We start from the raw sequence: 22,256 nt of genomic DNA on the forward strand, positions 1-22,256 counted from the left end.
CAGGTGCATGGTGTTATTTTGTTCTGGGACAACTTTGAACTTCATCCACTTATGATTAAAGAAAATAACAGCCACAGCATCGTTATCGGATACATTCTCTGGATTTTCGGATTCATGGGGGCGCACCGTTTTTATTATGGCCGTCCCATCTCCGGCATCATTTGGTTTTTCACACTTGGCCTATTTTTGATCGGCTGGATTGTGGATCTGTTTTTGATACCCGGTATGGACAAAAGCGCAGATCGTCGCTTTTTGCAGGGCCCCATCAATTACAACATTGCCTGGGTGCTACTCACCTTCTTGGGCGTTTTTGGTATTCATCGCTTTTATCAGCGCAAATGGATCACAGGTTTGATTTACCTGCTGACTGTGGGTTTATTCGGTGTTGGAATTATCTACGACTGGTGCACACTCAACGATCAAATCGATGAGCTGCACCGTGATGGTCGTTTGAATTAATGGAATTTATTTCACGGTGCCGAAATGCTTTTCGGTGTCGCGAATGAATCCATCGAACAGGGCCAGTTTGGCGGCGGGGCTGATCAGCTTCAGGGGCAGCCCCAGCCCAAAGCGGCCAGCCATTGCAAATTTCCACACGAAATGGCAACCCTCTTCAGCGGGGGTAACTTCATACAACTCGGCGAACTGCTTGAATGCGGGCGCATTGGCCTGTTCCACGTAGAATGCGTGGCGTCGTTCTGCTTCGTCCCAAATGAAGAAGCGTTCTTTCAGTTTGATGGTGTTGAAGTTCGCCGACACTTCGCGGGTGGTACCAACCCGGAATGGGCGTTCGCTGGTGTACTGGCCGTCTAGTGCTTTGCACCAGGTCAATGGTTTGTCTGCCACCAAGCCTGCCCATACCTCATCGGCGGTGGCGTCGAGGTGCATTGAATATTCGAAGCGAAGTGGGGCGGTGTCGAAAAACGATTCGTCAGTGACCTTGTCGAGGTCGAACCAAATGGCCATGTTGTGTCTCCTTGTTTTGTCTTATGATTCTACTGAAAGCAGTTGTAGCAAAGGTAGCACCCATGGCAAAACGAAACTCCTTGAAGCAGGTCGAAAGCGCTGATCAATTGAGCAATCTTGATGAGTTGGTGGTTGACAAGCGGTATGGCAAACGTGCAAAGGCAAAAAAGGCACGGCGGAATCGCCATTATGAAAAACAGTTTCTGCGCAATGCAGTAACTTCGGGGATTCTTTCCGAAGAAGCCTCCTGACATCTGAATCTTTTCATCTTGTATTCATCTTCCCGTGGCGTGTTATTCATGAAATGGCACGGTTTAGGTTAAGGCTTGGCAATCAAACTGGTTTCCATGCAGACACGTTGCTGCACTTAACCGAGAAACTCACAGGAGAAATACCATGAAAAAGATTGTTGCTCTTTCACTTGCACTTGGCTTCAGCGGCGCAGTAATGGCCAGTGATTTAACTTTCGGCGATGGCACATACCATGTTGTGAAGGAATCCAAGCAGTCCAGCCTGACTCGAGCCGAAGTGCTTTCCAAGACCGAAAGCACAAACGTGGCCAATGCACTGGATGGTTCAGTGACCCCCAGCTATGCACCCAGCACCATGCTGAGCCGCTCGGATGTGATCCGAAAGATGGAAGGCTTTGAGTATGCAGATTTTGGTGATGCGACGAACCCGACTCCTTGGGTGAAGACGCGGGACGACAACAGTAATTTTGCGCAGGACGAAAGCAGCAAGCCTGCAACCAAAACCAACTGAGCTGTCGGTTTTCGCTTCCTTCATCTCACACCCCAGGACTTTCACCAAGTCCTATTTTAGGCCCGAGCAATCGGGCCTTTTTTTATTCCAAGCTTTTATATTTCAACATTGTGATTAAAAATAAACTTTTCATTTTGTGTTCATGCTGAAGCAGCTTGATCTTCATCGGGTATTCAGTGACCGTTCATCTTGACCGACAACAATGGGGCTCCACATAAGTAACCAAGGAGTACCCGATGAAAACGAGTTCTTGTTCCGTGCTGGCCTTGTTGATGCTTGGCGCAATTTCGACCAGTACTCATGCAGGCCAAGTGAGAACCGATGGCCAGGACATCATTCTTTCCACCAAAGGTGGATTGAAGCTTGAAACGGAAGACAAAAAAGCAGGCTTTCAGATTGGAGGTCGACTTCACTGGGATTACACCCAGGATGAGACAAACACTGCTGCCAACGGCAATCAAACCCTTGACGATTTCGATGCACGCCGTGCCCGGATCGCCTTGCGTGGGCACTTCAATGACTTTGAGTACAAGGCCGAATTCAATATTGCTGAATCAGGTAACAGCGGTGGAAGCGCTGAAGACTTGTATGTGAGGTACAAGGGATTTGGCGAAATGGCTAACCTGACGATTGGTAAACAGCGCGTGCCTTTTGGCATGGATGTTTTGACCAGTTCAAACGACATCTCTTTGCTTGAGCGTTCCGCGATGACAGAGCGTTACACTCTCGGACGTTCTGCCGGTCTCAAGCTGAGCGGCCGTGGCATGGATAAAAAATTCACTTATGGCATCGGTGTTTTCGAGGCTGATGGAGATGGTGCCAATGACTTCCAGGATCAGGCCACGGCAGGTCGAGTGACATTTGCTCCTGTTCTGACCAAGGAAAGTGTTCTTCATTTTGGTGCTGGCTACCAAACGATCGGTGCTGCCGATCCGCTAGATGAAACGGATACCATGAATTTTGAAGTGGCAGGTGCTTTTGGTCCTTTCCATGCGCAGGCGGAGTATTACGACTCCGATGTTGGCCCACAGAACTTCAATGGTTATTACGCGCAAGTCGGGTACATCCTGAATGGAGGCGGTATGCGTCCATACAGTGATGGCGTCTTCAAGCGGGTAAAAGCCGTACCTGGTGGCACTTGGGAAGTGACTGCCCGCTATGAAGAGGGAGATGGCCGTTTCAACGATGTTGGTTTGGCCTTTATCGACGCCCAGCAAACTGCGTTGGGTTTGAACTATTACATGAATGATTCCGTAAAAATCGGTGTGAGTTACATGGACGCTAAAAGTAACACCAACGCCGACAATGGCAATGAGCTGCGCATGCGTTTGCAGTTCACCTACTAAGGCGCTACAGCAAAATGAACGCCAGATTAACAAGCCGAAAAGTCTGGTGTTTATCACCAATAATCCCTAGCATCTGGATGTTGATTTGATGCCCAAGGGAATATTGATGTTCAAAACCCGGATTCTGCTGGCCTTTGTGGCTTTGGCATTGGTGGCGATTGCCCAAGGGGTAATCGGGTACTTTGCCATGGTCACGGCCAGTCAGAATGTTCAAAAAGGGCGTGTGGCCAATGAGTTGTTGGTGGGCTACATGGACCTCTTGTCCAACAAGCAATTGTTGAGAACCCAGTTGACCAATGAGATGACCGGGCTTGAGTCTGATCCACAGCAAAGCCAGGTGTACTACTACAACATGATTCGTGCGCTGGACACGCTGGATCGGCTTGCTGATACGGCCAAGAGTTTGACTGAAGGCAGTCAGGTGCTTTTGCCAGAGCATGATGAACGCGGCCAAAGTCTGATTATTCTGCGCAAAGGCGTGGATCAGTTGGGCTCTGTAATGACCGCTTCATCATGGAAATTTGAGGCAGTTACTCCACAGGCCAAACGCCAAAAACTGGATCAGATCTTTGATGTGTCTGAAGGGCAAGACTTGCGGGTCGCCTTGACCCAGAGTATTGCGAGAGAGCGTTTGATCACTGCGCGTGACCGCGCTGCTGCTGATGTGTCGCTCAATTTCATGACCAATGTTGTGGTTACAGCAACCATTGCGTTGGCTGCATTCATGGTGCTGCTGGCATTTTATTTTGTAAGGTCCCTGAGCAAGCCTGTCGATCGATTGATCAAAGGGGCTGAAGCTTTGCAAGCTGGAAATTTGAGTTATCGCATACCCGCCTTCGGTCGTGATGAGTTCTCGCAGGTGGCCCGCAGCATGAATGACATGGCGCGTGAAATCGCGCGGTTGCGTACTAACGATCAACAGGCCCGTGAGCAACTTGAATTGCAGGTGAGTGAGCGTACCAACGAATTGCAGGAGGCCTTGCATCGTCTGGAAAAAATTGAGTTGCGCCGCCGTCAAATGTTTGCAGACATCAGCCATGAGCTCAAAACACCAACGACAGCCATTCGAGGCGAGGCTGAGATCAGTTTGCGCCACGGTGGAAACAAGGCTGGAGAATGTAGGGAAACCTTGGAGCGCATTGTTCAATATACACAGCAGTTGAATTACATCGTTGACGACATGCTGACCCTGGCACGAAGTGATATTGATGCGCTTGTGCTAGATCGCAGGGCAGTGGATGTTTCAATGTTGTGTCATGAGTCGATCGCTTATTTTCGACCTCAGATCAGCCATAAGGGTTGTGTCGTCGAGGCGCAAATTCAGAGCGACAGTCTGGTGTTGGGCGATGCGCAGCGTTTGAAGCAAGTATTGAACATCATTTTGGACAATGCCATTCAATATGGCGGTTCCAACGCAGTAATACGGATCAGCACTGCTTCGGTGGAGGACGCAGAAAATATGCGTCGCTGTAAAGTGACGATTGAAGACAATGGGCCGGGTATTCCAGAAAATGAGTTGGCTCGGGTATTTGAACGTCACTATCGGGGCACCACCGCAAAGCTACTCAGGCCGGATGGCAGTGGTCTGGGTCTGCCACTTGCGGCCGCAATTGTACGAGCACACCACGGCACCATCGATATAAGCAGCGAAGAGAATAAAGGGTGTAGGGTCACGGTGAATTTGCCAGCCTTTGATTCAATGATTGAGGATGCAGTATGAAGGTGTTGATTGTTGAAGACGATGCGCGCGTATCCGGCTTTCTGGAGCGAGGTTTGAAAGCTGAGGGTTATCGCCCACAAGTGGCAAACAACGCCAGCTCGGGTATTTCAATGGCCAAGGCACTACAAAAAGAAGTGCGCGAAAACTTCGAAAGTGCGGTGCTGATACTGGACGTGATGTTGCCCGATGGTTCAGGGCTGGATGTTTGCCAAACCTTGCGTGCTGAAGGATTTTCCTTGCCCATCTTGATGCTGACGGCCTTGAATTCAGTGGAAGACCGCGTTGCTGGACTTCGCATGGGTGCAGATGATTACCTGGGCAAGCCTTTTGCATTCGATGAAATCCTGGCCCGACTGGAAGCCTTGGGGCGTCGGGTTGGAAATGCGGCACCCAAGCAAGTCAGAAAGAATCTGGAGGTGGCTGATTTGAATCTGGATCTTGAGAAAATGCGTTTGTCCAGAGCCGGTCGCGAGATTCAATTGACCGCCAAAGAGCTGGCTTTGGTTGAGTTGTTGATGAGTGCACCGGGGCGCTTGTTCAGCCGTGAGCGGATTCTTTCCAATGTGTGGGGTGTGAACGAGGATCCGCTGACCAATGTGGTGGATGTGTACATTCGCCGCCTGCGTGCCAAGATTGATCTGGAGGGCATGCCACCCCTGATTCATACCCAGCGCGGCCTGGGCTATCGCTTGGAATCGCTGTCAGGCACTGATTCGCAGTGATGTTCATCTGGCGTTCATCTTGAATGCCAGAATGATTCATTGAGCAAGGAAGCTCCAGTTCATTTTGATCTCTCAAACTTGTGTTCATGAAAAGCAACTGTTGTTTTTCGAGTTTGAACCTCAAGGAGATCGTGATGAAAAAATCAAGTTTTGTACAAGCCGCAATGTTGACTGCTGGTGTTGCATTAAGCGGCGCTGCGTTCGCGAATACTGCGGTGGTCAACAGCAATATCACTGAAGCTGAAGTGCTGAAAGCCCAACAAATGTGGGGCAACGCAGTTGTCCAGATTTCCAAAGACTTTGAATCAGGTGGCCTGGACAAAGCCAAGAAAACCGCACAGGCCGCGCTGGATGCTGCTTATGCCTATGACATGGGCCCTGTTTTGTTCAAGCCTACTCTGGCCGCACTCCCACAGAATATTCGCAGCACTGAAGAGGGTGCATTGGCTTACTTCGTGGGTGGTAACAAACAGTTCCCCAACGACTCCGGATTTGCCTTGAAAGGTTGGAGAAATGTGGAATCCAAAAACGCTGTTATTCACCTGAACGGCAATACCGCACTGACCATGGGTAATGTCAGCTTTACTGACAAGAACGGCAAAGTAACCACAGTCGATAAGACCTGGGGTTACGTGAAGGACAGCGCTGGCAACGTGAAGATTGTGCTCCACCACTCATCACTGCCTTACACCAACTAAATTCCACGATGGCCGACGTTTGAGTCGGCCGTTTTCTCCGTTCTCATGGAAGCATTTGTGATGAACCAACAACAATCAAAATGGATCAAGGCTGCAGTGTTGAGCACTGCTGTTTTTTGTGCCCCTGTTTGGGCAAGCACCGGCAAGCTGGTCTTGACTGGTGGTGTCAGCACGGTTGAAGGTGCTGGCGGTGGCGGTATTACCCCCTGGGCTTTTATTGGTACACAGGCCACTGAAAATGAATTGGGTTTTGCAACGAATCTGACCCAGGTTGAAACACAGGATTATTCGCTGACCACTTACGGTGCAACCGTGGGCTGGAATGAACGCGTGGAGTTTTCTCTGGGTGAGCAGGTGCTTGATACGGGTATCACCGGAACAGCCCTGACCGGCGCGGGTTTGGACTTGAAACAGCAGATTATCGGTGTGAAGGTTCGAGTGTTTGGTGACGGCGTATTGGACACCGACACCTGGTACCCCCAAGTGGCAGTGGGTGTGCAGCACAAATCGCTGGATGCCGCCGCTTTGGAGCCGACCCTGACTTCATTGGGTGCAGACGACAGCGGCACTGATTTCTATGTTTCTGCAACCAAACTTTTCCTGAAACAGGGCGTGCTGGTCAACGGTACTTTGCGAGCCACCAAGGCCAACCAGAACGGCTTGCTGGGCTTCGGTTCAAACACAGACGACAGTTATGAGCTGATGCCTGAAATATCCGTGGCCAAGTTGTTGAATCACAACCTCGCAATTGGTGCTGAATACCGAATGATGCCGAACAATCTGGAGGCAGCAGGTCGGAACGCCGGCCTGGGCGCTGGCTTGCGTGCAGACGATTGGATTGATGTGTTCGTAGCCTGGGCACCCACCAAAAACCTGTCGTTGACTGCGGCCTATGTTGACCTTGGCCGAATTGTGCCCGCCACAACAGATGGCCGCAGCCAAACAGGCTTCTATTTGTCCGCTCAACTTGCATTTTGAGGAAAGACCATCATGATGAAATCAATTCGAACTAATGCAGCCGCTCTGGCTGTAGCCATGTGTTTATCGGTCTCTGCGCAGGCCAGTTCTGACAAAACCTTGTACGAGCAACTGGGCGGTAAGGAAAGTATCCGCATGGTCATGGATGACTTTGTGGTGCGTTTGAAAGCCGATCCGCGAATTGGCGATCAGTTTGCGGCAACAAACGCAGACCGTTTGGCTTCCCAACTAACAGACCAGGTGTGTGAAGCCACCGGCGGGCCTTGTAAGTATGTAGGTGCCGACATGAAAACTGCACATGAAGACATGGTGATTACCAAAGCCCACTTCAATGCCTTGGTGGAGGTGCTTCAGACCAGCATGAATGCGCACAGCGTTCCGTTTGATATTCAGCTGGAAGTGCTCAGCATGTTAGCACCCATGCACCGGGATGTGATTACGGTTCGATAGGCTTGATCAGGTCGTCGGAATCAATTCTGTTTTTTCCCACTCCACTCACCCCGTACCCTACGGGGTGAAACTTCACTTAATCTTAGTCAGCAAGTCCTCCAGCAGATAGCGTCCACACATAAATGTTAGCAACCTGACGCACGTTTCTGCCGATGGGGTATATTGCTTTGAATAGTCCAATATAAATCAAAACCTATCAATCATTGCCTGCGCACCTTTAGCAATCAACTGTGTATGGAGCAGGAAATGAGTACAGAAACCAGACCACCCTTACCCCCATTCGATCTTGAGTCAGCGGCCAAGAAGGCTAGGGCTGCAGAGAATGCGTGGAACACCAGAGACCCAGTGGCAGTGTCCATGGCTTACACCGAAGATTCGAAATGGCGCAATCGCAGTGAAATATTTCATGGCAGGGCGGCGATTGTCGATTTTCTGACCCGAAAGTGGGCGCATGAAAATGGCTACAGATTGATCAAGGAAGTGTGGGCTTGTTCAGGCAATCGCATTGCGGTTCGATTTGCTTATGAATGGCATGACACTGCTGGAAACTGGTTTCGAAGTTACGGGAATGAAAATTGGGAGTTTGATTCAAGGGGGTTGATGCAAGCGCGCCATGCCAGCATTAACGACATTCCGATCAGTGAGTCAGACCGCTTGTTTCACTGGCCACAAGGCCCGAGACCAGCCGACCACCCTGGGCTTAGTGATCTCGGGCTGTAAATTTGTTTTGCTGCTGAGCGCTGGATGGCGGATAGCTGTTGAGCGTTTCAGCGACGATTCTTAAAGTTTGCTCAATGCGCTCGTCACTCAAATTGCCACCCAGAGAAAGCCGCACGGCGTTGGGTGTGCTGCCCTCCAGGCAGAACATGTCAGCGCTGGCAATGGCGATGCCGCGGTTGAGCAGGCGCCCGCAGAACGCAGACTGATTCCATACCGAGGGGAGATTCAACCACAAATGAAAACCCTCGGAATTCGTCTCGATTTTAAAGTCACCCAGTATTCGCTTGGCGATCAGTTGCCTTCGCTGACTCATCATACGAATGCTATCCAGGCACATTTGCGCAGTGCCATCAAGAATCCACTGGGTGGCCAGTGCGGTACACATCGGGCTGGCCATGATTTGGGTGGCCCGCAATGATGACGCGATTCGTTTTGACTCCAGTTCGGTGGGGCACACCAGAAATGCAATTCGAAGACCTGCACTGCATGTTTTGGACAAGCCATTGATGTAGTAAGTCAACTCTGGTGCAAGACTGGCCAACGACGGGGGTGGGGTGCGCATCAGTTTGCTGTAGGGGTCGTCTTCAATGATTTTCAAACCAAAGTGTCGAGCGACCTCCACCAGTTCATGTCTGCGTGTTTCGCTGATGGTTCGCGTGGTTGGGTTCTGGATGGTCGGGTTCAAATACAGGGCACGAACTTTATTGACTCTGCAATGCGCCTCCAAGGCATCGGGCAGAATGCCTTCGCCATCGCTGGGTATACCCAGTGTTCGGATGCCTAGTAATCCTGCCATGGCTTTCACGCCCGGGTAGGTGATTGTTTCAGCGCACAGCGTGTTGCCAGCGCCGACCAAGGCTGTCATCAGGCCTGCCAGTGTGGCCTGAATGCCTGGCGTGACCAGGACGGTTCTTCCCTGGTGATGTGGGCTGATGCCGTTTAACCAAGTACTGGCGGCCAGTTGATCCTCTTCGCTTCCGCCGAAGTCCTGATACCTTGTTAGCCTGTGAAAATTTCCTTGTTCGGTCACATGCCTTGCACCGTGACGCATGCGGGCAAGAATCTCCTGTTCTTGTGGTTCCGGTGCCATGTTCATGGTCATTTCAATCAGCGTGGGTTCTGCTTCAAGCTGGTTTGAGTTTCGAATTCTGACATAACTGCCCACGCCAGCCTTGGAGGTAATCAAGCCGCGGTGTTGGGCCTCCTGATAGGCTCGGGCGACTGTGGTGTAGTCCAAGTCCAGTCCCTTTGCCAATTCCCGAATGGGTGGTAACCGGTCATCCAGTTTCAGGATCCCTTGCTGTATTTCCAGTTCAATAGTCTCGGCGATCGCCATGTAGGCCGGCTTGTCGCAGTTTGACAGCGCCTTGTTCCATTCTTCCAAAAGAGTCGATTTACTTCGCATGTGCACCCGCCCCACCTGTCGGTTTCAAATGGGTGCAAGCAACTTGCGCGCCCGGTGCATCGCACTTTTCAGGTGCAACGTTTTGGCCATGTTCTGCGGTGAAAAGTTTCAGTTTGAATAATCAAACACGCTGGAAAGTCGCATGAAATGGATTTGATTGCACATTGATTGGATTGGCAATGGGTGAATTGGTACAGGCGTTGCGACTAATTCTGTGTGCGCCGGCACAGTGCAGATCACTTTCACGGTGCCGATTTGTTGATGACTCTGGAGATCATGAAATGCCTAAAGTAAATCACCCCGCTCATGTTGATGGCGATTATTTTGTCGATTACGAAGAAAAAGTATTTGAGGATGTGAAGGCTGAGCCGGGCCAAAAAGCGCTGGTGACTTTTCACACGGTGGCGTTTGAAGGTTCGATTGGATTTGTGAACTTGTTGCAGGCCACACGCTTGCAGCGCAAGGGTTTCGAAACCTCAGTATTGCTCTACGGCCCTGGCGTTACTTTGGGTGTTCAGCGCGGATTCCCCACCTTGGGAAATGAGGCTTTCCCGGGTCACTTGAATTTCAACAACCAGATCAAGAAGTTCATGGGTGAAGGCGGCAAGGTGTACGCATGCCGCTTTGCCTTGCAGGCCTTGTATGGGCATGGTGAACCATCCTTGATTGAAGGCATTCGACCAATCAACCCTCTGGATGTGATGGATTTGGTGTTGATTCACAAGCGCGACAGCGCTGTGATTATTGATACCTGGACATTGTAAACAAGCAGTGGGGTCGCCTTGTTGGCGGCCCTGCCAGTTGTAAGTTGAAGTGGAGAATGTGTGCATGACGGAATCCAGAATAATTCGTGCAGCAGCAGCGCAGATCGCGCCTGATTTGCAGAATCCGGGTCAAACAATCCAACGGGTTTGCCAAACCATGGAGGAGGCTGCAGCCAGGGGCGTACAAATTATTGTGTTCCCGGAAACGTTTGTGCCTTATTACCCTTATTTCTCGTTTGTTTCGCCACCGGTACAGCAAGGCAAGGAACACTTGCGGCTTTATGAGCATGCGGTAACTGTGCCCGGTTCCGAAACCGATGCAGTGTCAGCCATGGCCGCCAAGCACAACATGGTGGTTGTTTTGGGTGTGAATGAGCGAGACCACGGCACGCTATACAACGCACAAATTATTTTCGACAGCACTGGAGAAATTCTTTTGAAGCGCCGAAAAATTACACCGACTTACCACGAGCGAATGGTGTGGGGGCAGGGCGATGCATCGGGTTTGAAAGTGGTTGAGTCTGGCGCAGGCCGTGTGGGTGCACTGGCATGTTGGGAACACTACAACCCTTTGGCCAGATATTGCCTGATGGCCCAGCACGAGGAAATTCACTGTGCTCAGTTTCCTGGCTCATTGGTGGGACAAGTGTTTGCCGATCAAATGGAGGTGACCATCCGCCACCACGCATTGGAATCAGGCTGTTTTGTCATCAACAGCACTGCGTGGCTTTCCGAAGAGCAAATTCAAAGTATTTCTCAAGACAGTGTCTTGCAAAAAGGCCTGCGTGGCGGTTGTTTCACTGGGATCGTCAGCCCGGAAGGCAAGTTGCTGGGCGAGCCGCTGACCGAGGGTGAGGGGCTGGTGGTGGCTGACCTGGACATGGCGCTGGTGACCAAGCGAAAACGGATGATGGACTCCGTGGGACATTATGCACGCCCCGAGTTGTTGAGCTTGATGGTCCGGGACGAGGCCTCGAGCCCCATGCGAAAAATTTCGGGGGTGCAGCATGCTGAGTACTGATCTTCAAACATATGGCTTGAGGCTGGAAGACCCCTCCGTGGGTGCACCAAGTCGGCGAGGTGGGGCGGGCCCTTCTGATCACAAGGCGGTGGTGGTCGATGGTCAAACAGTGATGATTCCGGTTCACACTCACACCGCGTGGGACTCGCCATTCATCGCAAGCAAACCCGACGCGAATGGTAAAAGCGAGCTTCGTAAAAATGGCATTCCAATCGCTGTGATTGATTTTCCAAGGCAGCCAAAATTTTATGGCCTGACCACCGCAGACGGAATTCCTTACGAACAAATTGCCACAATGCACAGCAGCGACGTGTTGGCCACCACAGTGCTGCAAACCTGCATTCGCTACCAAAGCAGAAACAAAACATGCAAGTTCTGTTCGATCGGGCAGTCTTTGGCTGCCGGGCGAACTATTGAGCGCAAAACACCGCAGCAGTTGGCAGAAGTAGCAAAGGCTGCAGTTGAACTGGACGGTGTGAAACACATGGTGATGACCACGGGTACACCCGCTACGCCGGATCGGGGCGCTGCAATCATGGTTGAAAGTGTGTTGGCTGTGAAGGCGGCGGTGGATTTGCCGATTCAAGTCCAAATTGAACCGCCCGACAGATTTGAGTGGTTTGAAGAATTGAAGCGAAGTGGAGCAGACACCTTGGGTATGCACCTTGAGGTAATTACTGACAGCGTGCGGCAAGCCATCATGCCCGGCAAAGCCACTGTGCCAGTGAGTTATTACATGCAGGCTTTTGATGCAGCGGTGAAGGTGTTTGGCCGTGGGCAGGTGAGTACTTACATTATCGCAGGGTTGGGCGATTCACAGTCTGGCATTGTCGACATGTGCCGTGATCTGATACGGCGTGGTGTTTATCCCTTTGTGGTTCCCTTTGTGCCCATTGGTGGCACCCCTTTGGAAAGTCATCCTGTCCCCAGTTCGGAATTCATGCTCGAGGTGCTGAAACCGGTGGGTCAGATGTTGCGTGATGCTGATTTGTTGTCCAAGGACATGAAGGCTGGTTGCGGAAAATGTGGTGCGTGTTCAACGCTGAAAAAATTTGAAACTTGATGCCAAGTATGAGGCGATTCCATGTTTATTACCGGAATGAAAATTGAGGAATTCAACTACAGCGAGTGCCACATCAAACTCGCTGTAGATGACTGGTCACTGCGTGAAGCGCAGAGACTTCGCAACGATGTTTTTGTGGTGGAACAAGGTATTTTTCAAACCAGTGACCATGATGTATTTGACAGCGAGGCTTACACATTAGTAGCCACCATCGGCTTGCTGGGCATTCCCGATGCAGTGGTTGGAACAGTGCGAATTCATGAGCAGTCACCCGGTGTGTGGGTAGGCTCTCGCCTTGCAGTCGATAAGGCTTATCGATCGGTTAAAGGCCTTGGGAAGGCACTGATTGCAATGGCCGTGTGCAGTGCCAAGGCGCAAGGCTGCAGGGTTTTTTATGCGAATGTTCAGCTACAGAATGTGGGCTTGTTCCAAAAGCTGGGTTGGCGGGCTTTGGGCCATATCAATGTGCACGGTGTAGGGCATATGTTCATGCAGGCTGATCTTGAGGCGTATCCACACTCTCACGATCCAGGCTGTGGCTTTGTTCACATGTTCGCTGAGAGGCGTGTATGAGTGGGCTTCAAACCTTGGTGCAAACCATTCGAGAAAGCAAAGGGATGGCTCACAAAAAAGACATTGCGATCGCAATGGGCGCGTTGGCTGGTGCGCAACCCTGCGATTCCTCATGCCTGGTGGGTGATGACTGTGCGGTGTTTAAGTCGGCAGATGGGTCTTATCTGCTGTTTGCGATTGAAGGATTCATGAACGAGTTTGTTCAGGAAGATCCCTGGTTTTCAGGCTATTGCGGTGTCATGGTGAATGTCAGTGACATCGCGGCCATGGGCGGCCGACCCACAGCGGTTGTTGATGCAGTGTGGACAGCCGATTCAAGCCAATTGGAAAAAATTCTTCAAGGTATGGCCGCTGCATCGGCAAGGTACAAAGTGCCGATTGTGGGTGGGCACACGAATGCCAGGAATAAACAATCTCAGCTTGCTGTGTCAATTATTGGCTCTGCTAACGCGGTATTGAGCAGTTTCGATGCCAAGCCGGGTGATGTTTTGATGAGTGTGATTGATTTGAGGGGTCACTACCACGGGTCAGGGAACAACTGGAATGCCAGTACCGAAGCACCCGTCGAACGATTGCGGGCCGATCTGGAATTACTTGCCCAGGTGGCAGAGCGTGGATTGGCAGTGGCCTGTAAAGACATCAGTATGGCTGGGCCTTTGGGTACCACTTTGATGATGCTGGAATGTTCAGCGTGTGGGGCCGAAATTTGGCCTTGTGCATTCCCGAGCCCAAAAGGAGTGCCAGTTGAACGCTGGATGCAAACGTTCCCTAGTTTTGGATTTGTATTCAGTGTCCCACCCAGTTCTGTTGAGTCAATGAAGCAACTTTTCGGTAGCAGAGACTTGCTGTGCTACGAGGTGGGGCACGTGACAGCAGACTCCCGGGTTTGGTTGAATCACGAGGATGAACGAGAGCTGCTGTGGGATTTTTCAGATAGGTCGTTATTGGGTTGCAGCCAGTTGAACAAGAGCAATCATGAGTTTGGAGATGCACATGCCTGTGGTTCGATTTGATGTGATGTGGCCAGACTCTTCGGTGATGAAGTGTCAATCGCCATCCTCGATTATTCGGAATTTTCTGCATGAAGGGCAAAAGATTTCGTTGAGCGAGTTTTTAAAAGTTTCTGAGCTTGGCTTGAATTTAGCCAGCGATCGTGTGCGTGAAAAATATGGTTTCGCATGTTCCGCAGCATCTGATCAACTGGAAATTATTCAGGCCAAGGCAAGCAGATTTCAGAACTGGCCAGCCGCTACGGTGCAAGTCATCCGAATGGATTGAAGGAAAAGACCATGAGTTATGAATCGGGTAAATTGAAAGAACATTATTCCGTTGTTGTGATTGGAGGTGGGCAAGCCGGGTTGTCAATGAGTTACCTCCTGACGCGCAAAGAAATTGACCATGTGGTGCTGGAAAGAAACCAGATTGGCCACAGCTGGCGCAATCAGCGTTGGGACAGCTTTTGTTTGGTAACCCCAAATTGGCAATGCAATTTGCCCGACTTTCCTTACGCTGGGCCGGAACCAAAAGGCTTCATGAAGAAAGCGGACATTGTTGCTTATCTGGAGGCATTTGCTGCCTCGTTTCACCCCCCGGTATTTGAAGGTGTTGCAGTCAAACAGTTGCGCAAGTTAAGCGACGGTTTGTTTGAAATTCAAAGTACGCATCGCACCTTGACGGCCAAGCAGGTTGTTGTTGCCGTGGGCGGCTATCACAAGCCGAGAATTCCGAGGTTGTCAGAAAAGGTGCCTGCACACATTCAGCAAATTCATTCTTCGGAATACCGAAATCCTGCTCAGTTTCCAGAGGGCAATGTTCTGATCATTGGCTCTGGCCAAAGTGGTTGCCAGATAGCCGAAGATTTTCATTTGGCAGGTCGCCGTGTTCACTTGTCGGTGGGCAGTGCGCCCCGTGTGGCTCGACGGTATCGCGGTCGGGATGTGGTGGAATGGCTGACTGACATGGGGCATTACGACATGCCCGTGGAATTGCATCCGCAGAAAGAGGCGGTTCGTGCCAAAGCCAACCATTACGTGACAGGGCGGGATGGTGGGCGAGACATTGATCTGCGAATGCGGGCCAAAGAAGGCATGCAGCTTCATGGCCGATTGGCTGATTGCGTGGATGGGGTGATGGAATTTGCAGACGACCTGGCAAAGAATTTGGACAATGCAGACCAAAGCAGTGAGAACATCAAGAACATGATTGATGGTTTCATCGCCCAGAATGGGATTTCAGCGCCAGAAGAGGCTCGGTATGTTCCCGTGTGGAGGCCAGAAGGAGGATGTTCCCGTATTGATTTGCTTGCAGAAAATATCACGGGAATTGTATGGTCAGTCGGTTTTGAAAGCTCCTTCGACTGGATCGATTTGCCGATTTTTAACGGCAAAGGTTATCCGAATCATTACCGGGGAGTTAGCCGGGAACCCGGTGTGTATTTTCTTGGCTTGCCATGGTTACACACTTGGGGTTCCGGGCGCTTCTCGGGCGTAGCGCGTGATTCGGCGTTTCTGCTCGGGGAAATCGAACGGCAATTCCAGACTGTGCTTGAAGGCGTTAATTAACCGCCCGGTAAGCCTCAACAAAACGCGAGGGTTGCTTTTTGGGGCGACCGGTTTTCATATCGATACAAACCCATTGTGTGTGCCCCTGCATCACGGTGGTTTGGTCGCTTTCGCGCACAAACTGGTACTGGCGCGTCATGTCGGCTTTGCCTTCGTTGTGGCTGATCCAGGTGGCTACCCACAGGGTGTCGCCAGCAAAGGTGGGGCGCTTGTATTCCATGTGATGCTGGCGGGCCACACAGCCATATCCCAGTTCAACAAAGTCTTGAAAGGTCAGCCCAAGTTGCCGAGAATGCAAGGCTGCAACAGCCTGCATCCACACCAAATAAATGGTGTTGTTGGTGTGATTGAATTCATCCAGATGTTCAGGCTGAACTGTGACCTGTGCGACGAATTGTGGTGTGTTGTTCCACACGGTCGAATTAGTCTCTTGAATTGAAATGCCGTGAAGGTCGCTTTGTTTGAAGATGTTGGAGTTGTTCATGAAGTGGGTGGTGCCATAAAAGTATCTTTGTAGTGCCCTAAGCTACTCGGCATACTACAAGTGAGTATGCCGAATATATAAGGTTTAGTCGTCTTTCAATAGCCTGACTCACACGATCATAAGCTGTTCGATTTATATGAGCTCCAATTAATTTTCTGGTAGGGAAGCGGGATCAAGGTTCTGCTTAGAAATCCACCGACGCCGACACAACAAACGTACGCGGTGCAGCAACCGTTGCGAATGATCCACTGAACAACCAATAGTTCTCATCAGTCAGGTTTTCGATGTTGGCGCGCAGAACCATGGGTTTGTTGCCCAAGTTGGTTCGGTACTGTGCACCAATGTCGTAACGGGTCCAGCCGTCGGTGCGCAAGTTGTTCGCTGCGTTCACCGCCATTTCTGAAGTATTGATCACACGTCCGTTCACACTGGCTTTCGGCAGCCAGGGCAGGTCGTAATCCAGCCCCAGGCTGAAGGTTTGACGTGGCACACTGGGTGCCTCGTTGCCTTGGTTCACGCCGCCGGCAGTGCTGGTCAATTCTGCATCGTTGAACAGTGCGCTGGCCATGCCACGCAAGCCTGGCACTACCTCGCCATAAGCGGCCAGTTCAAGCCCTCGGTTGCGTTGTTCGCCATCGTATCCCGATGTGTTGGTTGCCGCATTGGTTTGCAAGTTGGGGCGGGAAATTTCGAACACCGAGGCTGTGGTAATTACATTGCCCCAATCTTTCTTCACACCAATTTCGAATTGTGGCGATTTGAACGGTGCAAGTATTTCACCGGCATTTGCAAAGGCGGGGCCGACAATTGTGCCGCGTGTCAGGCCTTCGGTGTAGTTGCTGTAAATCGAGGTACTGGGTGTGGCCTTGAACACCACGCCCACCAACGGTGAAATAGAACTGGCGCTGTAGGAGCTGGTGACTGCGCCGGTGGTGCTGTTGAAACTGTCTTGTTCAACGGTTTGGTCCCGTGCGCCCAAGGTGAGCAACAAACGCTCATCCATGAACGCCATCGTGTCGGAGATCACATAGCTGAACAAGGTGCTTTCGCCTGTTTTACTGGGGCCGCGCCGTGGCGCACCCACTGGTGGCAGAGGCGTGGGGTTGTACAAATTCGAAGGCACGTTTGCGCTGGCTGAAACGAACACATTGCCGCTTTCCTGTTCCAGCAAACTGGCGCCAATATTCACCGTGTGTTTCACACTGGCTGTATTGAATTTGATGCGTGCACCGGCATCGTAACTGGAAGTTTTTGTGTACGAATCAAAATAAGTGCCGCGCACTGTGAAATTGCCCTGTTCATCCAGATCACCTCCTGTTACCGGAAACAACTGTGTTGCATCGCCGCTGCGGTAGCCCATGCCGCCGTACACCGTCACTTGCTCATTCACATCAAACTCCAGCTTGGTGGCCAGGGTGGAGTCTTCGAGCTCAAGCGGATTGCCAGGGTAAAAATTCAAATCGCCGGGCGGTGGAGCAGGTACAAAAGCCAGCGTGGCTGGAATACCGATTTGCGGACGCACGGCGTCAATGTCTTCGCGTTGATCAAATGCATCCAGCGACCAGCGCAGTTTGTCGCCGCGATAATCCAGACCAATCGCAGCAAGGCCCAGGGCGGCATCCCCATTTTTGATGCTGCCTTCGCCGTCGCGCAGCACGCCGTTGAATCGCACACCCCATTCATTGTTGTTGCCAAAGCGGCGACCCACATCAAGGTGTGCACCCACCTGGCCTTCGCTTTGAATGCTGGTTTCAAGGCGGGTGAGTGGTACGTCGCTTGCCCGTTTGGTGACCACATTAATACCACCACCCACACTGCCATTCGGCGCAATGCCGTTAACCAAGGCACCGGGGCCTTTCAGCAATTCCACACGCTCCAGAATTTCGATGGGCAGTCGGCTTGACGACACCAAGCCGTACAAACCATTCAAGCCCACATCGCCGCTGGGCACGTTGAAGCCGCGAATTTGAAAGTCTTCACCAAAGCCGCCTGTGCTGGTCAGTACGCGTACCGAGGCATCGTTTTCCAGCACGTCTTTCAGCGTGCGAGCCTGTTGGTTGTCCATCAGGGTCGAGGTGAAATTGGTGGTGCTGAATGGAATGTCCAGCACATCGTTGCTGCCCAGAATACCCACATTACCCTGGCGGGACACCTGCCCGCCCGCATACGGCACCGTGCCGTTGGTGTCAGCCTGCTGCGGTTCAGCAGACACTTTGACTTCGGGAAGGGCGGTGTTTTGTGCCCAGGCAGAGGACAGGCTGGCCAAGCCGATGGCCAGCACGGTGGTTTTGAGTTTGAAGGGCATGTTGAATTCCAGAGAAGATGGACGCAAATATGATCAATTTGTAATGATAATCATTATCAAATAAAGAGGAGTGGGGTGGGTGTGATTCCGCTCAAATAAATAAAAATAAGTATCATTTACATATTTGTAGGTTTTGGTGATCCGGAAAAATCATTCACTTTATGAATTAAATGTGGTGTTGTTGAGGCGTCAATCTCTGTTAAGGTGAAAACCAAATTCAAGAAAAACAGAGGAAAGTTGATGAGCGACAGCAAAGATTTGATGACGCCAGACGGTGCCGTTAATCCGATTGATACGGATTACAAGGTGGGTCAGGACAACATCGTGATGAAGGTGGGTCCATTCGGTCTGGACATTCACAACCGGGTTTTTGCAATCTCCGGACTGGCCGTGGTGGCATTTGTCATTCTCACCCTGGCGTTTCAGAATGAAGTGGCTCCACTGTTTACTTCCATGCGCGACTGGCTGACCTCAAACCTGGACTGGTTTTTTCTGAGTGCCGCCAATGTCTTCATTCTTGTGTGCCTTGGCATCGCAATTTCGCCATTGGGAAAGGTGAGGCTGGGCGGCACCGAGGCCAAACCCGACTACACCTACCTGGGCTGGTTTTCCATGCTGTTTGCCGCTGGCATGGGCATTGGTTTGATGTTTTATGGTGTGTCCGAGCCCTTGTCGCATTACACAAGTTCGGTGGGCGGTACCGACTGGGCACCTTTGGGCGGCGCGGAAGGTGATACGGCAGCAGCAACCCGCTTGGGCATGGCGGCCACTATTTTTCACTGGGGTTTGCACCCTTGGGGCATTTACGCGATCATCGCTTTGGGTTTGGCAATCTTTTCATTTAATAAAGGATTGCCGCTCACCATTCGTTCAATTTTTTATCCCTTGCTGGGCGAGCGTGTGTGGGGTTGGCCTGGTCACGTCATCGATATTCTGGCAATTCTTGCCACCTTGTTCGGTTTGGCCACATCGCTTGGGTTTGGGGCATCGCAAGCTGCTGCGGGCCTTAACTTTCTGTTCGACTTTCCCGCCAATGACACCAGCAAGGTGTTGTTGATCATTGGCATTACGGCCATTGCGCTTGTGTCGGTGGTTGCCGGTCTGGATGCGGGTGTGAAGCGCCTTTCAGAGATCAACATGCTGCTGGCCGTTACGCTGCTGTTGTTCGTCATTATTGTGGGCCCAACGCTTCTGATCCTGACCGGTGTGCTGGACAATCTCCTTGCCTACATTCAATACCTGCCCGCGCTGTCGAATCCGGTGGGCCGTGAGGATGCCAATTTCACGCAGGGCTGGACCGCCTTTTACTGGGCCTGGTGGATTTCCTGGTCGCCATTTGTGGGCATGTTCATTGCGCGGGTTTCCCGAGGGCGCTCAGTGCGTGAATTCATCGTATCCGTGTTGCTGGTGCCCTCGCTGGCCTGTGTGCTCTGGATGTCGGTGTTTGGTGGTGTGGCCATTGAACAGGTGGTCAGTGAAGGTTATCAGGCGGCTGCCGAAGCAGAATTGCCTTTGCAGTTGTTCATGATGCTGGAGGCACTGCCACTGGCGCAAATTACTTCATTCGTGGCCATCGTGTTGGTGATTGTGTTTTTTGTCACCTCGTCTGACTCGGGCTCCTTGGTGATCGATGTCATTTCAGCGGGCGGCAAGGTTGATGCGCCAACCCCTCAGCGCGTATTCTGGTGTGTGTTCGAAGGCTTGGTAGCAATTGCCTTGATTTTGGGTGGCGGCCTGGCTGCCTTGCAGGCGATGTCGGTGTCCACCGGGTTTCCGTTCACCATTGTGTTGCTGGTTGCCACTGTGGCGGTGATCAAAGGCTTGGCCAGCGAGCCACGAGCCTGATGGATTGTCCATGAACGTTGAGCAACAGGAAATCACTGAATTTTTTCAGAAGCATGCGCCCTTGAATACATTGAACGAGGCGCAGCTTCAGCTGGTGCTTGGCAACCTCGAGATCAGCTATTTCAAGGCAGGTTCTCCAATTCTGAATTTTGATGAACCCTCGAATTACTGGTTTGTAATTCGCAGTGGTGCAGTGGAGGTATTCAGGCGGGACGGGCAGTTGTACAACCGGCTTTGCGAAGGCGGATACTTTGGCGAGTTCGGTTTGTTGCGCGGAAAAAAAGTGCGTTTTCCGGCCAAGGCATTGGAAGACACGCTGTGTTACATGATTCCTGCGCCTGTGTTCACAAGCCTGTTTGAGCAATGCGAGGCGTTCGCCGATTACGTTGAAATTGAAGACCACACCCGCTTGAAGCAGGCCGTGTCGCGAAGCCATCAAAACAATGTGCTGTTCACCGCAAACATCGATCAACTGCTGACAGCAGCGCCCTTGTGCCTGCCCGCGACAACAAGCGTGCAGGATGCCGCATTGCAAATGGGGCAGGGTAGCCACACCGCTTTGCTGGTTCAGGATGAATCCAACGCTTTGATTGGCATTGTGACCGATCAGGATTTTCGGGATCGGGTGGTGGCCAAAGGTTTGCCTTACAGCACTCCTTTGGGTCAAATCATGACCCCAAGCCCTCAAACAGTGAAACACAATCAATTGGTATTCGAGGCCATGATGCTGATGTTACGCCACAACATGCAGCACTTGCCTGTGCTGAAAAATGGCGAGGCTCTTGGTGTTGTGTCGCAGTCGGACTTGGTGAAGTATCAGTCGCGGAACAGTTTGTTTTTGGTGAACAGTATTTTCAATGCAGGGTCAGTGGAAGAATTGGCCGCTTTGAAAAAAGATGTTCAAGACGCTTTTGTTCGCATGGTGCAAGAGGATGCCAATTCGCGCATGGTGGGCAGTGCCATGGCTGCGATTGGTCGAAGTTTCAAACAGAAATTGCTGGAACTGGCTGTGCAGCAATTCGGGCAACCCCCAGTGCCTTGCTGTTTTCTGGCATTGGGTTCCATGGCCAGAGAAGAGCAGTTGATTGTGACTGATCAGGACAATGCATTGGTATTGGCCGACACCTACAAGGCCGAGTTGCATGGTGAGTACTTCGAGAAGCTGGCCAATTTTGTGTGCGATGGATTGAATGCCTGTGGCTACGATTACTGCACCGGAAAAATCATGGCGAGCAACCCGCAATGGCGAATGCCGCTGGCGGCGTGGAAGCAAACCTTCACCGACTGGATAGAGAACCCCAGCCCCGAGGGCTTGCTCAACAGCAATGTGTTTTTTGATCTGGATGGTGTGTGGGGTGAAACTGCATTTGCAAATCAACTGAATCAACTGATTCGAAGCAAAGGCGCCTCTTCATATCGTTTTTTGTCCTCGATGGCACGCAACGCTTTGTTGCGAACACCCCCTTTGGGCTTCTTCAAAGATTTCGTGATGGAGACCGATGGCAGTCAAACAAAAACCATCAACATGAAACGCCGTGGCACGGCACCCTTGGCTGATTTGATTCGGGTGCATGCCTTGTCTGTGGGCAGCTTGTCGCGCAATTCATTTGCACGGCTTGCCGACATTGAAAAGGCGGGAATTCTGGTCAAAGGCCAGGTGGCCAATATCCGCGATTCTATGGAATTGATTTCCATGGTGCGCATTCGCCACCAGGCGCTTAGCGTGGATGCTGGCAAAGCTCCGGACAACAATGTGGACCCGAAACAGTTGTCGGATTTTGAGCGGAAAAACCTGAAAGACGCATTCCAGATTCTCAGCGATGCGCAAACCTTTTTGAAGTTTCGCTACCAATCCAGTCGTGGTCAGTGATCG

General features: G+C 51.5%; 23 protein-coding genes. 19 read left to right on the forward strand and 4 right to left on the reverse strand.

Going from position 1 to position 22,256, the window contains the following annotated elements; translation table 11 throughout:
- Window positions 1-51 precede the first annotated feature (51 nt).
- On the forward strand, window positions 52-459 hold the full coding sequence (locus FCS97_RS06665) for an NINE protein (RefSeq protein ID WP_171035194.1): 408 nt from the start codon (window positions 52-54) through the stop codon (window positions 457-459).
- Between the two features lie 6 nt (window positions 460-465).
- Here FCS97_RS06665 and FCS97_RS06670 read toward each other — a convergent pair whose 3' ends face one another.
- A complete protein-coding gene (locus FCS97_RS06670; protein WP_138517609.1) occupies window positions 466-966 on the reverse strand; it encodes an SRPBCC family protein in 501 nt (166 codons plus the stop codon).
- Between the two features lie 62 nt (window positions 967-1,028).
- On the opposite strand from FCS97_RS06670, the gene FCS97_RS06675 reads away from it, so the two are divergent.
- From FCS97_RS06675 to FCS97_RS06715, 9 genes are all read left to right on the forward strand, one after another.
- Complete coding sequence (locus FCS97_RS06675) at window positions 1,029-1,217, forward strand: hypothetical protein (RefSeq protein ID WP_138517610.1); 189 nt, start codon at window positions 1,029-1,031, stop codon at window positions 1,215-1,217.
- A 145-nt stretch (window positions 1,218-1,362) separates the two neighbouring features.
- Entirely contained in the window at window positions 1,363-1,728 is a 366-nt protein-coding gene (locus FCS97_RS06680; protein ID WP_138517611.1) for a hypothetical protein, read from the forward strand.
- A 257-nt stretch (window positions 1,729-1,985) separates the two neighbouring features.
- Window positions 1,986-3,074: an OprO/OprP family phosphate-selective porin gene (locus FCS97_RS06685; RefSeq protein ID WP_246065920.1), complete on the forward strand. Its 1,089-nt coding sequence runs from the start codon at window positions 1,986-1,988 to the stop codon at window positions 3,072-3,074.
- Between the two features lie 88 nt (window positions 3,075-3,162).
- A complete protein-coding gene (locus tag FCS97_RS06690) occupies window positions 3,163-4,794 on the forward strand; it encodes a sensor histidine kinase (protein WP_138517612.1) in 1,632 nt (543 codons plus the stop codon).
- Window positions 4,791-5,516 (forward strand): response regulator transcription factor, encoded by a 726-nt coding sequence (locus FCS97_RS06695; RefSeq protein ID WP_138517613.1) that lies wholly within the window; start codon window positions 4,791-4,793, stop codon window positions 5,514-5,516. The genes FCS97_RS06690 and FCS97_RS06695 overlap by 4 nt, the downstream gene beginning before the upstream one ends.
- Window positions 5,517-5,650: 134 nt before the next feature.
- Window positions 5,651-6,214, forward strand: a complete 564-nt coding sequence (locus FCS97_RS06700) for a phosphoribosyl-AMP cyclohydrolase (RefSeq protein WP_138517614.1) — start codon at window positions 5,651-5,653, stop codon at window positions 6,212-6,214.
- Between the two features lie 60 nt (window positions 6,215-6,274).
- Complete coding sequence (locus tag FCS97_RS06705) at window positions 6,275-7,192, forward strand: DUF3034 family protein (RefSeq protein ID WP_246065923.1); 918 nt, start codon at window positions 6,275-6,277, stop codon at window positions 7,190-7,192.
- Window positions 7,193-7,204: 12 nt separating this feature from the next.
- Window positions 7,205-7,642 carry a group I truncated hemoglobin gene (locus FCS97_RS06710; protein WP_246065925.1) on the forward strand — a complete coding sequence of 146 codons (438 nt, stop codon included), beginning with the start codon at window positions 7,205-7,207 and terminating at the stop codon, window positions 7,640-7,642.
- A 246-nt stretch (window positions 7,643-7,888) separates the two neighbouring features.
- Window positions 7,889-8,362, forward strand: coding sequence for a nuclear transport factor 2 family protein (locus FCS97_RS06715; protein WP_138517617.1), 474 nt, complete (start codon window positions 7,889-7,891; stop codon window positions 8,360-8,362).
- Here FCS97_RS06715 and FCS97_RS06720 read toward each other — a convergent pair.
- A complete protein-coding gene (locus FCS97_RS06720) occupies window positions 8,343-9,767 on the reverse strand; it encodes an aminotransferase-like domain-containing protein (protein WP_138517618.1) in 1,425 nt (474 codons plus the stop codon). The genes FCS97_RS06715 and FCS97_RS06720 overlap by 20 nt on opposite strands.
- 281 nt (window positions 9,768-10,048) lie before the next feature.
- Here FCS97_RS06720 and FCS97_RS06725 point away from each other — a divergent pair, with 281 nt between their 5' ends.
- The 7 genes from FCS97_RS06725 to FCS97_RS06755 all read left to right on the forward strand — a co-directional run bounded on the left by FCS97_RS06725 (window position 10,049) and on the right by FCS97_RS06755 (window position 15,749).
- The gene (locus tag FCS97_RS06725) at window positions 10,049-10,531 is read left to right on the forward strand and encodes an MSMEG_0572/Sll0783 family nitrogen starvation response protein (protein ID WP_105029808.1); all 483 of its coding nucleotides are present in this window, start codon (window positions 10,049-10,051) and stop codon (window positions 10,529-10,531) included.
- A gap of 64 nt (window positions 10,532-10,595) precedes the next feature.
- Window positions 10,596-11,552 (forward strand): Nit6803 family nitrilase, encoded by a 957-nt coding sequence (locus FCS97_RS06730; protein ID WP_138517619.1) that lies wholly within the window; start codon window positions 10,596-10,598, stop codon window positions 11,550-11,552.
- Window positions 11,539-12,615: an MSMEG_0568 family radical SAM protein gene (locus FCS97_RS06735; RefSeq protein ID WP_138517620.1), complete on the forward strand. Its 1,077-nt coding sequence runs from the start codon at window positions 11,539-11,541 to the stop codon at window positions 12,613-12,615. Before FCS97_RS06730 ends, FCS97_RS06735 begins: the two co-directional genes overlap by 14 nt.
- 21 nt (window positions 12,616-12,636) lie before the next feature.
- Window positions 12,637-13,188: an MSMEG_0567/Sll0786 family nitrogen starvation N-acetyltransferase gene (locus tag FCS97_RS06740; protein WP_138517621.1), complete on the forward strand. Its 552-nt coding sequence runs from the start codon at window positions 12,637-12,639 to the stop codon at window positions 13,186-13,188.
- The gene (locus FCS97_RS06745) at window positions 13,185-14,201 is read left to right on the forward strand and encodes a sll0787 family AIR synthase-like protein (RefSeq protein ID WP_138517622.1); all 1,017 of its coding nucleotides are present in this window, start codon (window positions 13,185-13,187) and stop codon (window positions 14,199-14,201) included. Before FCS97_RS06740 ends, FCS97_RS06745 begins: the two co-directional genes overlap by 4 nt.
- Complete coding sequence (locus FCS97_RS06750; protein ID WP_342776954.1) at window positions 14,176-14,466, forward strand: MSMEG_0570 family nitrogen starvation response protein; 291 nt, start codon at window positions 14,176-14,178, stop codon at window positions 14,464-14,466. The genes FCS97_RS06745 and FCS97_RS06750 overlap by 26 nt, the downstream gene beginning before the upstream one ends.
- Window positions 14,467-14,477: 11 nt before the next feature.
- Window positions 14,478-15,749 (forward strand): MSMEG_0569 family flavin-dependent oxidoreductase, encoded by a 1,272-nt coding sequence (locus tag FCS97_RS06755; RefSeq protein ID WP_138517623.1) that lies wholly within the window; start codon window positions 14,478-14,480, stop codon window positions 15,747-15,749.
- On the opposite strand, the gene FCS97_RS06760 is transcribed toward FCS97_RS06755, so the two are convergent.
- On the reverse strand, window positions 15,742-16,233 hold the full coding sequence (locus FCS97_RS06760) for an acyl-CoA thioesterase (protein WP_138517624.1): 492 nt from the start codon (window positions 16,231-16,233) through the stop codon (window positions 15,742-15,744). The genes FCS97_RS06755 and FCS97_RS06760 overlap by 8 nt on opposite strands.
- A 184-nt stretch (window positions 16,234-16,417) precedes the next feature.
- Window positions 16,418-18,538, reverse strand: a complete 2,121-nt coding sequence (locus tag FCS97_RS06765) for a TonB-dependent receptor (protein ID WP_138517625.1) — start codon at window positions 18,536-18,538, stop codon at window positions 16,418-16,420.
- Between the two features lie 240 nt (window positions 18,539-18,778).
- Here FCS97_RS06765 and FCS97_RS06770 point away from each other — a divergent pair, with 240 nt between their 5' ends.
- Together FCS97_RS06770 and FCS97_RS06775 are read left to right on the forward strand one after the other, a co-directional pair.
- Window positions 18,779-20,383 carry a BCCT family transporter gene (locus tag FCS97_RS06770; protein ID WP_138517626.1) on the forward strand — a complete coding sequence of 535 codons (1,605 nt, stop codon included), beginning with the start codon at window positions 18,779-18,781 and terminating at the stop codon, window positions 20,381-20,383.
- 10 nt (window positions 20,384-20,393) lie between these two features.
- Window positions 20,394-22,253, forward strand: coding sequence for a DUF294 nucleotidyltransferase-like domain-containing protein (locus tag FCS97_RS06775; RefSeq protein WP_138517627.1), 1,860 nt, complete (start codon window positions 20,394-20,396; stop codon window positions 22,251-22,253).
- Window positions 22,254-22,256 lie beyond the last annotated feature (3 nt).

This window comes from Limnobacter alexandrii, assembly GCF_005871185.1.
GTDB classification, from domain to species: Bacteria; Pseudomonadota; Gammaproteobacteria; order Burkholderiales; family Burkholderiaceae_B; genus Limnobacter; species Limnobacter alexandrii.